Origin of the sequence: Thioclava sp. GXIMD4215 (genome assembly GCF_045291555.1) — a bacterium.
Lineage (GTDB): Bacteria > Pseudomonadota > Alphaproteobacteria > Rhodobacterales > Rhodobacteraceae > Thioclava > Thioclava litoralis.
Genome location: NZ_CP149515.1, coordinates 2,646,468 through 2,659,358, shown reverse-complemented (window position 1 = coordinate 2,659,358; position 12,891 = coordinate 2,646,468). Strand labels below are relative to the sequence as shown.

General features: G+C 60.3%; 12 protein-coding genes and 2 tRNA genes. 8 read left to right on the top strand and 6 right to left on the bottom strand.

The window, feature by feature from the left end:
- Positions 1-140: 140 nt before the first annotated feature.
- From WDB86_RS13300 to WDB86_RS13285, 4 genes are all read right to left on the bottom strand, one after another.
- Positions 141-1,697, bottom strand: coding sequence for a TniQ family protein (locus tag WDB86_RS13300; protein WP_406736123.1), 1,557 nt, complete (start codon positions 1,695-1,697; stop codon positions 141-143).
- A gap of 151 nt (positions 1,698-1,848) precedes the next feature.
- A tRNA-Arg gene (locus WDB86_RS13295) sits at positions 1,849-1,925 on the bottom strand.
- Positions 1,926-1,981: 56 nt separating this feature from the next.
- Positions 1,982-2,058 (bottom strand) — tRNA-Arg (locus WDB86_RS13290).
- A gap of 104 nt (positions 2,059-2,162) precedes the next feature.
- A complete protein-coding gene (locus WDB86_RS13285) occupies positions 2,163-3,554 on the bottom strand; it encodes a HAMP domain-containing sensor histidine kinase (RefSeq protein WP_339108027.1) in 1,392 nt (463 codons plus the stop codon).
- Between the two features lie 277 nt (positions 3,555-3,831).
- On the opposite strand from WDB86_RS13285, the gene rpmH reads away from it, so the two are divergent.
- The 8 genes from rpmH to yihA all read left to right on the top strand — a co-directional run bounded on the left by rpmH (position 3,832) and on the right by yihA (position 10,666).
- Positions 3,832-3,966, top strand: coding sequence for a 50S ribosomal protein L34 (gene rpmH / locus WDB86_RS13280; RefSeq protein ID WP_339108028.1), 135 nt, complete (start codon positions 3,832-3,834; stop codon positions 3,964-3,966).
- Between the two features lie 50 nt (positions 3,967-4,016).
- Positions 4,017-4,541 (top strand): ribonuclease P protein component, encoded by a 525-nt coding sequence (gene rnpA, locus WDB86_RS13275; RefSeq protein WP_406736122.1) that lies wholly within the window; start codon positions 4,017-4,019, stop codon positions 4,539-4,541.
- Complete coding sequence (gene yidD / locus WDB86_RS13270) at positions 4,538-4,819, top strand: membrane protein insertion efficiency factor YidD (RefSeq protein WP_339108030.1); 282 nt, start codon at positions 4,538-4,540, stop codon at positions 4,817-4,819. The genes rnpA and yidD overlap by 4 nt, the downstream gene beginning before the upstream one ends.
- Positions 4,806-5,687, top strand: a complete 882-nt coding sequence (ttcA, locus tag WDB86_RS13265; protein WP_339108031.1) for a tRNA 2-thiocytidine(32) synthetase TtcA — start codon at positions 4,806-4,808, stop codon at positions 5,685-5,687. The genes yidD and ttcA overlap by 14 nt, the downstream gene beginning before the upstream one ends.
- Positions 5,688-5,806: 119 nt before the next feature.
- Positions 5,807-7,294 (top strand): EAL domain-containing protein, encoded by a 1,488-nt coding sequence (locus WDB86_RS13260; protein WP_406736121.1) that lies wholly within the window; start codon positions 5,807-5,809, stop codon positions 7,292-7,294.
- A gap of 125 nt (positions 7,295-7,419) precedes the next feature.
- Positions 7,420-9,261, top strand: coding sequence for a membrane protein insertase YidC (gene yidC, locus WDB86_RS13255; RefSeq protein ID WP_406736120.1), 1,842 nt, complete (start codon positions 7,420-7,422; stop codon positions 9,259-9,261).
- The gene (locus tag WDB86_RS13250) at positions 9,258-10,016 is read left to right on the top strand and encodes an MOSC domain-containing protein (RefSeq protein WP_339108034.1); all 759 of its coding nucleotides are present in this window, start codon (positions 9,258-9,260) and stop codon (positions 10,014-10,016) included. The genes yidC and WDB86_RS13250 overlap by 4 nt, the downstream gene beginning before the upstream one ends.
- On the top strand, positions 10,016-10,666 hold the full coding sequence (gene yihA / locus WDB86_RS13245) for a ribosome biogenesis GTP-binding protein YihA/YsxC (protein WP_339108035.1): 651 nt from the start codon (positions 10,016-10,018) through the stop codon (positions 10,664-10,666). Before WDB86_RS13250 ends, yihA begins: the two co-directional genes overlap by 1 nt.
- Here the strand turns inward: yihA and WDB86_RS13240 are convergent.
- Positions 10,663-12,195, bottom strand: coding sequence for a cryptochrome/photolyase family protein (locus WDB86_RS13240; RefSeq protein ID WP_406736119.1), 1,533 nt, complete (start codon positions 12,193-12,195; stop codon positions 10,663-10,665). The genes yihA and WDB86_RS13240 overlap by 4 nt on opposite strands.
- Positions 12,185-12,889 (bottom strand): SDR family oxidoreductase, encoded by a 705-nt coding sequence (locus WDB86_RS13235; protein ID WP_339108037.1) that lies wholly within the window; start codon positions 12,887-12,889, stop codon positions 12,185-12,187. Before WDB86_RS13235 ends, WDB86_RS13240 begins: the two co-directional genes overlap by 11 nt.
- Between the last annotated feature and the right edge of the window lie 2 nt (positions 12,890-12,891).

Below are 12,891 nucleotides of genomic sequence, written 5' to 3'. Positions count from 1 at the left end.
CTACTGCGGGCCTTCATTATCTAAACTTTCGGCGTAATGTCACGAATGGCGGCTTCGGAGAAGCTGCGCTGCAGCAGAACAGAACCTAGCGAATGACCGCAGGGGGCCGAGAGCTACAAGCCCACGTATTTCGCTATTGCCTAAAGAGTAAAACGACTAATCTTCGCTTCGCGCTCGGCCAACAAACCAGACATGACCAAGTCGGCGCGCCAATAGATGCGGCTTAGATCAGGTGGCATAGGAAGCGTGGTTACACCTGCGTTTCTCAAACGAGTGGACAGCGCCCCTACAGGGCTCCGTGTGTGATCAGCGAGTTCGCCGAGGGACATGAACCTTAGACGGAAGGCCTCAAGGCTTTTGAGAGATATCTGCTGCGCGCCACTGCGAGCCTCATTGTTGGAAGAGGCGAGGCTTAGTAATCCAGCATGCGCCAAATAGCGGACGGTCTTATCAGTGATCCGCAAATATCCAGCCGCGCCAGCGACCGGATGGGCCTCAGCGCCCAGCTCATCCGCTTCACTCGGGTCTTCAGTTGCTTTGGTATGCTCCCCTAGTTCCCGCCCGAAGGCAGAAAGCATAGTCTCGGTGACAAAGCTTTTAGCGACGACCGTTCCATCTTCTTGCCTATAGGCCAGCGCCCTGCAGACAAGCAGTTCTTGCTCTTTAAGGGAGAAGCCCTGGATTGACGGAACAAGCGCCTCATTGCGCGCAGCTATACCCTCAGAGGGCACACCAAAGACCTGAACGCCTTTGCGGATCGAGAAACGAGCAAAGATTTCTCGCCGCATCAAAGCACGTAGCGGCTCGACTTCATTTCCTAGTCCCCTGCCCTGAAGCCATGTCACCAGCGGCCCGTAAATACGCCCGAAGAAGCGCTTCTCGGCATGTTGCCCAGCCAGCTCTTGCAAGCAGCTTGAGAAGGCCAGCTCACCCCCTTTGAGCACCCGATAGCCTACGTCTCCATACTGTGCCCATTCGTGCTCACAATGGCCGCTGAGCGTCGCCTCTGGCCCCTTCTCTAACAGCAGACCAAGAACCTCACAGAGGCGCGCTGCGATATTGAGCTCGAACTCATCAAGCCACGCATCGCCCCGCCCGTTGAGAATACGTCGCAAAAGATAGCGCTCGAATGAGCCCGTCGCTGCGGGAACAATGTCTTGCGACAAAACCCAGTTGAAGTGTTTCCGGATCTGCGCCGTAAAATCCCGCCCATCTTTCGTGAATTTCTCGGGCGGCAATGTCACCAGCAGACAGCCATGATCGGCACAGCTTCGTACCGAGGTAAACTTCCACGGCAGCCTGCGGGGCATCCGCCACGCTTCCTCCGCCGAAGGTACCTCTTGGCGCAGGCATTCGGGGCAGATGCGTATGCGCGTGCGCTGCAAGCTATGCGTCGTCGCGATCTCATCGCGCAGGCGGAAGCGGCTATGGCCGAGATGACGGATGGAGACCCGCGCCAGCGCAGCCGCGTCACAGCCTGCAAGCTGCGCAAGCTGGGCGATTGCCAGAGGCTCGCCGCGGAACAGAGGATCGACAGGAAAGGCCAGGTCGGCGCAGAACTGGTAGACAGAGGGTGCACCATTTCGCGCGGCCAACCGCGTTAGCAGAGACGAGGCCGGCTCAAAGCGTTCGTGCTGCACGGTCAGCGGCAGCGGCGCGAAATGGGCATCGGGATCTACAGGTCGACTTTTTGCCACGCGAGTCTTTCGGAAGTAGGCATTGCAATCGCCCCAACCCTAGGCCAACCCGACCAATCGACCAACATACCAAGCATAGGCCCCAAACACATTCGTGGACATCTATGTGAAAGAAAAGCCAGTTTCGTCTGACATTCGACAACTTCAGAAATGGCGGACCCGGAGCGATTCGAACGCCCGGCCCCTTGATTCGTAGTCAAGTGCTCTATCCAGCTGAGCTACGGGTCCGCAATATCTGCACCTGAATGATCAGGCTATGTCGTATCTGGCAGAGCCAGAAGTAGTGGCGGACCCGGAGCGATTCGAACGCCCGGCCCCTTGATTCGTAGTCAAGTGCTCTATCCAGCTGAGCTACGGGTCCGTCGTGGGGGGCTATCTATTGGGTATGTCGGGGGGGCGCAAGAGGGAAAATGAAAGTTTTTCATTCCGCCCGCGATTCCCTACGCGACGAACGCCCCAAATGCCTTACATGGAAAGCTCCTGCGGCAAATGCAGCAGGAATTGTGTTCCGGTTTCGTCGCTGCGCATCAGCTCCAGCCGCCCGCCATGACCACGAATCAGCTCGGCAGAAATCGCCAGCCCCAGACCGGTGCCGCCTTTTCGCGAGCCGCCCGTAAAGGGCTGGAACAGATGCTCGCGGGTTTTCGCAGGCAGGCCCGGACCGGTATCCTGCACGCGGATCCACCACTCGTCACGGGTCTCCCCTGCTCCCACCTCGATCGTGCCATGTTCGCCCGTGGCCTCCAGCGCCTGCCGCGCATTGCGCACAAGATTGGAGATCACACGGTAGAGCTGTTCGCGATCGGCCCGGATCGTCAGATTCGGCGCGATATCCACGATAAAATCGACAAGCCCCGCCCCTTCCAGCGACTGCTCGCTTTCCACCACCTCGGCCACCAGCGGCGCCAGCATGAAGCGCGACAGCGAAGGCGGCGGCTCTTCGGCCTTCCCGAACGCCAGCGTCGTCTCGCAAAGATTGACCGCCCGCCCGATGGAATTGATCAGCTTCGGCGCGGCGCGCTTTACCACCGGATCCTCGGAAAATTCCATACGGTCGGCAAAGAGCTGCGCCGTCGTCAGGATATTGCGCAAATCATGGCTGATCTTGGCCACGGCCTGCCCAAGCTGGGCCAGCCGCTCTTTCTGGCGCAGGGCGGCGGTCAGCTGGGTCTGCATATCCGCCAAGGCATCCTCGGCCACGCGAAGCTCTTGGATGCGGGCATTGGGGGCAATGATACGGCGATTGTCTTCGGGAGCCTCGGAGTAAGACGCCATATGCGCCACCAGCCGCTTGATCGGGGCGACCATCAAACGCTGCACCAAAGCGAACAGAAGCACCGCCGTGATGCCCGAAATCACAGCAGACAACGTCAAAAGACGCAGACCATATTCGATCATTCCGATCCGGATCGGACGCGTATCGAGCGTGATCTCGATCACCTGCCCCCCCTGCTGCACCGGCTCGCCCACCACGCGGATGATATGGTTCTCGGGGTCGATCAGAATCTTCAGCGCATCCCTGATCCGCGTCCAATGCGACGCATCACGAATGTCGTAGGTGCCCGAGATGGCCTCGGGCAGCGGCGAGGACAGCACCAGCTGCCGCACCGCATCGCGGCGCAAAACGACGTTATAGACGCCCGCATTCGCCAGAAGTTCGTTTTCCAGATCCGGATCGATGGTCGACTGGTCGGTCGCCAGCAGCGACAGGGACGCGATCTGGGCGCGCTCCAGCCGTGTCAAAAGATAGTTTTCTCGATAGGTGGCAATCCCCGGCAAGAGAATCAACAACTCTGCCAGGACAACGAAGATCGTCGTCAGGATAAGAAATCGGCCAGAAAGCGAGTTGATCTTCATACCTGTCTCGGGTGACTCCGCGACGATTACACCAGGAAACGTCTGCAAATATTGTTGCTTTCTTGCGATAAATAGGGCGTGATTGCCAAAGACAAAAGAGACCAAGCCCCGAAATCTCGTGATTTCGTCATCAACTTCGCTGCTATCGGCAAAAAACTGCCCCGGGTGAATTGACTTGTGGTCCTATCCTGACTAAAGACCGGGCCTCGAATATGAGCGGCAGCCGAATCCGTTTGGCGTCGTGTTGCCCTACCGTATCAGAACCCGGAGTTAAGCGATGAAACGCACTTTTCAGCCCTCGAACCTCGTTCGCGCCCGTCGCCACGGGTTCCGTGCCCGCATGGCAACCAAAGGTGGCCGCAAGGTCCTGAATGCACGCCGTGCAAAAGGCCGGAAGTCGCTGTCGGCATAAGCCGCAGCGACTGGTAACAGGCTAATCCTATGACACCGTCGGACGCTTCCGTGACAGACCCCTCAGGTCAGCGCGCGGGCACAGCTCCGGCGGTTTCTTCATGCGCAGCCGATGCGCTTACCCCTGTGGCGATCCTGCGCAAACGGGCGGATTTCCTGCGTGCGGCGTCCGCACGGCGGCAGGGCATGGCCGCAGGCCTGCTTCAGGCGCGCGAGCGTACGGAGGAGCCCGTCTCCCCCCTGTTGGCGCGCGTCGGATTTACCTGCTCCAAAAAGGTCGGCAATTCGGTTGCACGCAACCGCGCCAAGCGCAGGCTGCGCGAGATTGCCCGACTGGTGCTGCCGGTGCATGGCAAGCCCGGCTGGGATTATGTGCTGATCGGGCGCGCAGACGCCACGGCAACCCATGATTTCCAAGCGATGCAGGACGACCTGATCCGCGCCCTCGCACGGGTCCATGCCGAAGATTACCGCCCGCCCAAGCCGCGTGGCCCGAAGCCCGATATCCCGCGCGGCCCGCGCCGCGGCAAAGGCAGATCCGCCTCCGGCCCGTCGACGACCGGTTCGGACGGATGAGCCCTCTGGCCCATCTCGTGGCGCTGCCGGTACGGGCCTATCGGCTGGTGGCCAGCCCGTGGGTCGGTAATGGCTGCCGATATCAGCCGACCTGTTCCGCCTATATGCTGGACGCCCTCGCCCTGCATGGCGCGTTCAAGGGCAGCTATCTGGGCATCAGGCGTATCCTGCGCTGCCATCCGTGGGGCGGCTTCGGCTATGACCCCGTGCCGGGCGCTGACCCCGACCATGACGCAAAATGCCATTGTGCAAAGGAGCATGACCATGCTGGACGATGACGACGCCCCGATCCATCCGCTCTTTGCCGACGCCCCCTCGACGACGGCCTTCAAGAAGCTGCGCAAGCGTATCGTGCGCCAGACCCGCGAGGCGATCGAGCAGTACGGGATGATCGAACGCGGCGCGCGCTGGCTGGTCTGCCTGTCGGGCGGCAAGGACAGTTACACCCTGCTGGCCGTGCTGCACGAGCTGCAATGGCGCGGGCTTCTGCCGGTCGAGATCCTTGCCTGCAACCTCGATCAGGGACAGCCGGGCTTTCCCGCGACTGTTCTGCCGGAATTCCTTGAAAAAATGGGGGTTCCGCACCGGATCGAATATCAGGACACCTATTCCGTGGTGATGGACAAGGTGCCGCAGGGCAAGACCTATTGCGCCCTGTGCTCGCGCCTGCGTCGCGGGAACCTGTACCGCATCGCGCGCGAGGAAGGCTGTTCGGCCGTTGTGCTGGGCCACCACCGCGACGATATTCTGGAAACCTTCTTCATGAACCTATTTCATGGTGGACGCTTGGCGACCATGCCGCCGAAACTGGTCAATGAGGAAGGCGATCTTTTCGTCTACCGCCCTCTGGCCTTTGTCGCCGAAGAGGATTGCGAGAAATTCGCCCGCGATATGAATTACCCGATCATCCCGTGCGACCTCTGCGGAAGTCAGGACGGGCTGCAACGCCAGCAGGTCAAGCAACTCCTTGATAGCTGGGAGAAAAACAGGCCCGGACGGCGTCAGGTGATGTTCCGGTCGTTGATGAATGCGCGCCCTTCCCACCTGCTGGACACGGGGCTTTTCGACTTTGCCGGATTGGCCCTCAAACCGCAGGATGGTTCAAATTTGAACGATAACATCCCCGATTTACGCCACCACGATTAACCGAACACTGACAAAACCGACCTAAGACTATGGCCATTAATTTATGCGCCGTTTGACGAGGTATGGTGATGTCGAAGGAACAGAATCGCAAGTCCGCCCCCAAAGGTGGCCCGATTCTCATGCGACGGGAAATGATAGCCTTTGCTCCGGCTATCCTTCTCGCAGGCTACTGGATCGGGCTTGAAGCGATGGTCCTGCTTGGCGTCACCGCTCTGGCTGTGGGCTGGATGACCCGCCCCATCACGCCCGGCGAGGAGATCGAGATGAACACGCTCGATCCGGCCACCGGCCTGCCGCTCCGCGAACTGGCCCTGCCGATGATGGACAAGATCATGATTGAAGCGCGGCAGAGCAACCGGCTGTCGACCTGCTTCGTGATCTGCGTGGACGAATCGCAAAATCTGGTTGCCAATACCAGCACCCGTGAATTCGACGATGTGATGCGCCGTTCAGCAGAGCGTTTGCGCTCGGTCTTGCGGGATTCGGATTACATCGCCCGCCTTGGCGGCGCGCGTTTCATGGTGATGCTGAAACCCACGCCCAATCCGGATCTGGAAAGCATGATCCAGCTTTCGGTGCGCCTGCAAAGCACGCTCGAAGAACCTCTGTCGATTGCCGGTCGCAGCCTGTCACCGACATTCCATCTGGGCTTTTGCCAGATGAACCGTAGTCCCGGATCCGATGCCGAGTCGATCCTGGAAGCGGCCGAAACCGCTGCAGAGGAAGCCTCGCGCAACGGGCCTTCGGCAATCCGTGCCTATTCGAACGAGATCCGTCGCACGGCAGAAATCCGCACGGCTTTGTCGGCAGAGGTCGGGGATGCGCTCGAGAACGGTGAGATCGTTGCCTATTTCCAGCCGCAGATCTGCACGGATACCGGCCTGATCTCCGGCATGCAGGCCATGCCGCGCTGGCTGCACCGCGAACGAGGCGTGCTGGGTGAGACCGATATCATGCCCGCCGTCATCGCCGCCAATCTGCGCACGCGCTTTTACGAAGTGATGATGTTTCAGGTGTTCCATGCCCTGAAAGAATGGAATGCCCGCGAGGAACTGGTGGGCATCATCTCCCTGCCGATCAATGAAGAGCTACTGACCAATCCGAAAATGCCCGAACGCCTGCAATGGGAATTCGACCGTTTCGAACTGCCCGCCGACCAGATCCGTCTGGTGCTAGAACAGGACATCGTCTCGAAGCTCAATGACGACATGATCTCGCATACACTCAGCGCCTGTCGCAAAATGGGGTGCAAGATCGAACTGGCCGGATTTGGCAATGGCCCCGCCTCGATCAATTCGGTACGCAATGCCTGCGCGGGCCGGATCCGCATCCATCGCAGCTTCGTCGCCCATGTGGATCACGACGCCGAACAGCAACGCCTTGTCGCCGCCATCATTTCGCTGGCCGAGGGGCTGGGCATCCAGACGATTGCCGAGGGTGTCAGTTCGATCGGCGAACATGCGATGCTCTCGCAACTGGGCTGCAACCATGTGCAGGGCCGCGGCATTGCCACCCCCATGCCGCTGGAAGACACCCATGACTGGATCAGTCGTCACATGGCCAAGCTGGAACAGACGCCGCGCCTGAATACCCGACGCGGCAGCTAAAAACCGGTGTCGTCATCACGAATTCCGTCTGGAAGTCACGGAACGGGGGGAAAGGGCTTGACCTTTTGCCCCCCCTTCTGTTGAACCGGAGCGACTTCCCGAAAGGCAGACGGATCCCATCGCCCATGGAAAACCAGAACAAGAACCTCATCATCGCAGCCGTGCTTTCTGCGCTCGTGCTGATCGGCTGGACAGTCTTCTTCCCACCGGAGCAGACGACAAATCCGGAGGGTGGTGAAACCGTCTCGGATCAGGCCGCCTCGGCCACCGCACCGAGCATCGCCCCCACGCCGGAGGCACTGGCGCAAGCGACGCAGGATGCCAATGCCGTGGCCACCGCCACCAGCGACCAGTTGGCCCAGATCCCGCGGATCGCCATCGAGACCCCCGACCTGAAGGGCTCGATCTCGCTGCTGGGTGGTCGCTTCGACGATCTCTCGCTTGAAAAGTATAAAGAAACACTCGACAAGAATTCGCCCGATGTGCGTCTTCTTGCACCGGTTGGCGGCGACGACACCAATGCTGCCAAACCCTATTACGTGGTCTATGGCTGGCTTCCCGCTGGCGGCTATTCCGCAGATAAGGTGCCCGGCCCGCGCACGGTATGGTCCGCTCCGGACGGAGCCAAGCTGACCCCCGAAACGCCTGTGACCCTGACATGGGATAACGGAGCCGGTCTTGTCTTCCACCGCACGATCTCGGTCGACAAGGATTACCTGTTCACCATCCAGCAATCGGTCGAGAATACCACCGATCAGGAGGTGCGTCTGGCGCCCTATGGCATCATCGCCCGCCACGGTCTGCCGCCGTCGAAATCGACCTATGTGCTGCATGAAGGTGCCGTGCGGATGAGCGATGGCAAGCTGGAAGAGATCAAATACAAGAAGTTCAAGGATCTCGAACAGAGCGCCGGTGAAGGTCAGGCAGAGCTGATCTCGGTCGCCGATAACGGCTGGACCGGCTTTACCGACAAATACTGGATGACGACGCTTGCGCCGAAAACCGGTCCTTTCACCTCGGTCGTGAAATATTCCGGCGAGCAGTCGGACATCTACCAGACCGAAACCCGCTTGCCGGTTATGACGGTTGCCGCCGGGGCCACCCAGTCGGCAGATACCTATCTCTTTGCGGGCGCAAAGGAATATGAGGTCATCAAGCATTATCAGGACGATCTGGGGATCGTGAAGTTCATCGACTCCATCGACTGGGGCTGGTTCTACTTCCTGACCAAACCGATCTTCTGGCTGCTGCACTGGCTGCATGCCGCGATCGGCAATATGGGCTGGGCGATTATCGCACTGACCTGTATCATCAAGCTGATCGTCTTCCCGCTGGCGCGCAAATCCTACATCTCGATGGCGAAGATGAAGGAACTGCAACCCGAGATGGAAGCGCTGAAAGAGCGCGCAGGCGAAGACCGCCAGAAGCTGCAGCAGGGCATGATGGAGCTTTACAAGAAGAACAAGGTCAATCCCGCTGCGGGCTGTCTGCCGATCCTGCTGCAGATCCCGATCTTCTTCTCGCTCTATAAGGTGATCTATGTCACGATCGAGCTGTATCACGCGCCGTGGATCGGCTGGATCCATGACCTCTCGGCCCCCGATCCGACCTCGATCCTGAACCTCTTCGGCCTTCTGCCGTGGGGCACGCCAGAGCCGGGTAACTTCCTCTTCATCCTCAGCCTCGGCATCCTGCCGATCCTCTTGGGCGTGTCGATGTGGTTCCAGCAAAAGCTGAACCCCGCCCCCGCCGACAAGAGCCAAGCGATGATCTTCGCGTGGATGCCGTGGATCTTCATGTTCATGCTGGGCAGCTTTGCCTCGGGCCTCGTGCTCTACTGGATCGCGAACAACACGATCACCTTCATCCAGCAGTACACGATCATGTCGATGCACGGGAAACGCCCCGATATCTTCGGCAATATCAAGTCGAGCTTCGCGAAGAAGTCCGGCGGAAAGGCCAAATGATCGGCACTCTAAGCAACATATTCCGCCATCCGATCAAATCGATCGGGGCGGAAGCCATCAGCAGCGCGTCCCTCACCGAGGGGCGCGCTCTGCCTTTGGACAGGGTCTGGGGCGTGCTGCATGAAGGCTCAAAGATCGAGGCCCATGCGGGCCGGACGGATTGGGCGCGGAAGATGAACTTTCTCGTCGGGGTTTCCGCTCCCGATCTGATGGCCGTCACACATGAGACCCTTGAAAACCAGTTCTGCCTGCGCCATCCGGCAAAGCCAGAGATATGTTTCAATCCGGAAACACCCGAAGGACAGGCCGCGTTTCTGGCGTGGATCTCCGATCTCTGGCCCGAGCACCGTCCCCGCCCGACCGTTCTGGCCAAGGCCAAAGACCAGCCGCTGACCGACCAGAGCACGCCCGTGCTCTCGCTGATCGGGACCGCGTCGCTCAGGGAGGTCTCGGAGGCCTGTGGCTGCGATCTGGATATGCGTCGTTTCCGCGCCAATCTCTGGGTGTCGGACTGGGCCCCGATGTATGAGCAAACCCTGATCGGCCAACGGCTGCGCATGGGCGAAGCAGAGCTGGAAGTGGTCGAGCCTGTGGGCCGCTGCCGTGCCCCCGACGGCAATCCTGCAACCGGAGAACGCGACCAGGATCTTCTCAAACTGCTCAAAGACCAGTATGGGCATACCAATCTAGGGGTTTTCGTGCGTGTCACGAAATCCGGTGAAATCGCGACCGGCAGCACAATCGAGGTGATCTGATGCAAATCCAATTCAAGGAAGCCCCCGCCCCCGAGCAATTCGCGGCCGAGCGTGGCCGGTTGATGTTTGCCGCCCCCGTCGAGTTTCTCAAGGGCGTTGTGGCAATGTCGGGCATGCCACCTGCCGACCGGATCGAGGTCTGTTTTGCAGGGCGTTCCAACGTCGGGAAATCGTCTTTGATCAACGCGCTAACGGGTCGTAAGAACCTTGCGCGCGCCTCGAACACGCCGGGCCGGACGCAAGAAATCAACTTCTTCACCACGCAGGACGGCCCCTATCTGGTCGACCTTCCCGGCTATGGGTTCGCGCAAGCGCCGGTGCCGGTCGTGAAGAAATGGCAAGAGCTGCTGCGCGCCTATCTGGCGGGCCGCCCCACCCTGCGCCGCGTCTTCGTGCTGATCGATTCGCGTCATGGGGTGAAAGCGGTGGATGAAGAGATCCTGACGCTTCTGGATAGATCCGCCGTCACCTTCCAAGTGGTGCTGACCAAGGCCGATAAGATCAACGCCAAAGATCATGAGGCCCTGTTCCAACAGGTGTCGGGCGCTTTGGCCAAACATCCGGCGGCTCACCCCGAGATCATCCTGACATCGTCTGACAAAGGCGTGGGCATCGAGACCCTGCGCGCGATCATCGCAGGTCTGGATTAAAACGCGTCCTGCGCGATCTTGTTCAGCATGACTTCCGCCTGCCCGAGGATCGTTTCACGATCTTCGGGCTTTCGTTTGTCCCATGATCGATAAATGACAGCCATACGGGGGTTATTGGCAAATTTCTCTCGGTTTCTGTCGAGAAAGTGCCAATAGAGCAGATTGAACGGGCAAGCCCCCTCGCCCGTTTTTGCCTTCACCGAATAGGCGCAAGACCCGCAATAATCCGACATCCGGTCGACATAGGCGCCCGAGGACACATAGGGTTTGGAGGCAATCACGCCGCCATCGGCAAACTGGCTCATGCCTGCGGTATTGGGCGCCTCGACCCATTCGAACGCATCGATATAGACCGCCAGATACCATTCCTGCACCTGCGCGGGGTCCACCCCTGCCAGAAGCGCGAAATTTCCGGTGACCATCAGCCGCTGGATATGATGGGCATAGGCCAGATCGCGGGTCTGGGCCACGGCATGGGACAGGCAGTTCATCTTGGTTGCGCCGCCCCAATAGGCCCAAGGCAGCTTGCGGTGTTGGTCCAGATGGTTGCGCGACGTATAGTCGGGACCCTCGTGGAAATAGATGCCCCGCACATATTCGCGCCAGCCGATGATCTGCCGGATGAAGCCTTCCGCCGAATTGAGAGGCACTTTGCCGCCCGCATAGGCGCGCGCCGCCGCCTGACAGACCTCCAGCGGCCCCAACAGCCCGAGGTTCAGATAGGGCGACAGAAGCGAGTGATACAGCAGCGGGTCATCTTCCAGCATCGCATCCTGATAGGTGCCGAAATCCGCCAGATTATGCGCGATGAAATGATCCAGCGCCTCAAGCGCCCCTGCCCGATCCACCGCCCAGTTGAAGCCTTCCAGCCGGCCGAAGTTATCCGCAAACTCCCGCGCCACCAGATCAAGCACCTCCTGCGTGGTCTTATCGGAGGCAAACTGCGGCGCCTTCACCCGGAACAGATCGGCCTGCGCGGGCTTGCGATTCTCGGCGTCGTAATTCCACTTGCCGCCCTCGGGGGCATCGCCTTCCATCAAGAGGCCCGTCTTGCGGCGCATCTCGCGGTAGAAATACTCCATCCGCAGGGACTTGCGACCCTTGGCCCAATCGGCGAATTCGGATTCGGAACAGAGGAAGCGGTCATCGGGCAGCTGCACCACAGGGATCGGGCCATCCTCCAGCGCCTGCCGCAAACGCCATTCTCCGGGCGCAATCGTCACCGCCGATTTCGCGCCAAACTCCTCGGCGCGGCGCAGAAGCTCGCCCGTGATCGAGCCAGAATTGCCCGCATCCTCCAGCGCCGTATAGGCGACCTGCCAGCCCTCCGCCCGCAGGGTTTCGGCAAAATGGCGCATAGCAGAAAAGACCAGCGCGATCTTCTGCTTGTGATGGCCGACATAATCGGTCTCGGCGCGGACCTCGGCCATCACGACAACATCGCGCGCCTTGTCGGCGGCACGCAAGGCCGCGCCCTCAAGCGTCAACTGGTCCCCCAGCACCAGAACCAGACGCGGGTTATTCTTCATAGATCATCCGACGCGTCATACCACCATCGACCGGCAGAACCTGCCCTGTCACAAACCCCGCCCCCGCCAGATAGAGCACCGCCTCGGCGATATCGTCGGGCGTGCCCACACGGCCCGCCGGATGCTGCAGATGATCGCGCGCGGACAGCGGCTCGCCCACCGTATCGATCCAGCCCGGTGCGATGGCATTGACCCGCACATCCGGCCCCATGCCGACCGCCAGCGCATGGGTCAGCGCCACAACGCCCCCTTTGGCGGCAGCATAACCATAGGTCTGCGGCTGCGACTGGATGGCACGGGTGGAGGCCATATTCACCACAGCCCCCCGCGCCGCGCGCAAGGCGGGCGCACATTCGCGCACCATCAGGAAGGTGCCTGTCAGATGCGGTTCGATCCAGTGATCCCAATCGGCCAGCGTCATAGTTTCGATCGGGCCGGAAAACGGATCGGCGGGACCACCATTATTCACCAGCAGATCCAGCCGGTCGAACCCCGCCTGCTCCACCGCCGATTTCACCGACGCCTCATCGGCCAGATCGCAGGCAAAATCCCAAAGCGCCATCTCATGTGGTAAGGTCGCAAGCGCGGCCTCGTCGATATCCAGCGCCGCAACCTGCCACCCCTCCTTGACCAGACGCAGCGCAATCGCCCGTCCGATCCCCGAGGCCGCCCCTGTCACGATCGCCGTCTTCATAT

Coding starts and splice junctions, on each gene's coding strand:
- WDB86_RS13285 (WP_339108027.1), bottom strand. CDS start 3,554: ATGAAGATCAACTCGCTTTCTGGCCGATTTCTTATCCTGACGACGATC.
- rpmH (WP_339108028.1), top strand. CDS start 3,832: ATGAAACGCACTTTTCAGCCCTCGAACCTCGTTCGCGCCCGTCGCCAC.
- yidD (WP_339108030.1), top strand. CDS start 4,538: ATGAGCCCTCTGGCCCATCTCGTGGCGCTGCCGGTACGGGCCTATCGG.
- ttcA (WP_339108031.1), top strand. CDS start 4,806: ATGCTGGACGATGACGACGCCCCGATCCATCCGCTCTTTGCCGACGCC.
- WDB86_RS13260 (WP_406736121.1), top strand. CDS start 5,807: ATGCGACGGGAAATGATAGCCTTTGCTCCGGCTATCCTTCTCGCAGGC.
- yidC (WP_406736120.1), top strand. CDS start 7,420: ATGGAAAACCAGAACAAGAACCTCATCATCGCAGCCGTGCTTTCTGCG.
- WDB86_RS13250 (WP_339108034.1), top strand. CDS start 9,258: ATGATCGGCACTCTAAGCAACATATTCCGCCATCCGATCAAATCGATC.
- yihA (WP_339108035.1), top strand. CDS start 10,016: ATGCAAATCCAATTCAAGGAAGCCCCCGCCCCCGAGCAATTCGCGGCC.
- WDB86_RS13240 (WP_406736119.1), bottom strand. CDS start 12,195: ATGAAGAATAACCCGCGTCTGGTTCTGGTGCTGGGGGACCAGTTGACG.
- WDB86_RS13235 (WP_339108037.1), bottom strand. CDS start 12,889: ATGAAGACGGCGATCGTGACAGGGGCGGCCTCGGGGATCGGACGGGCG.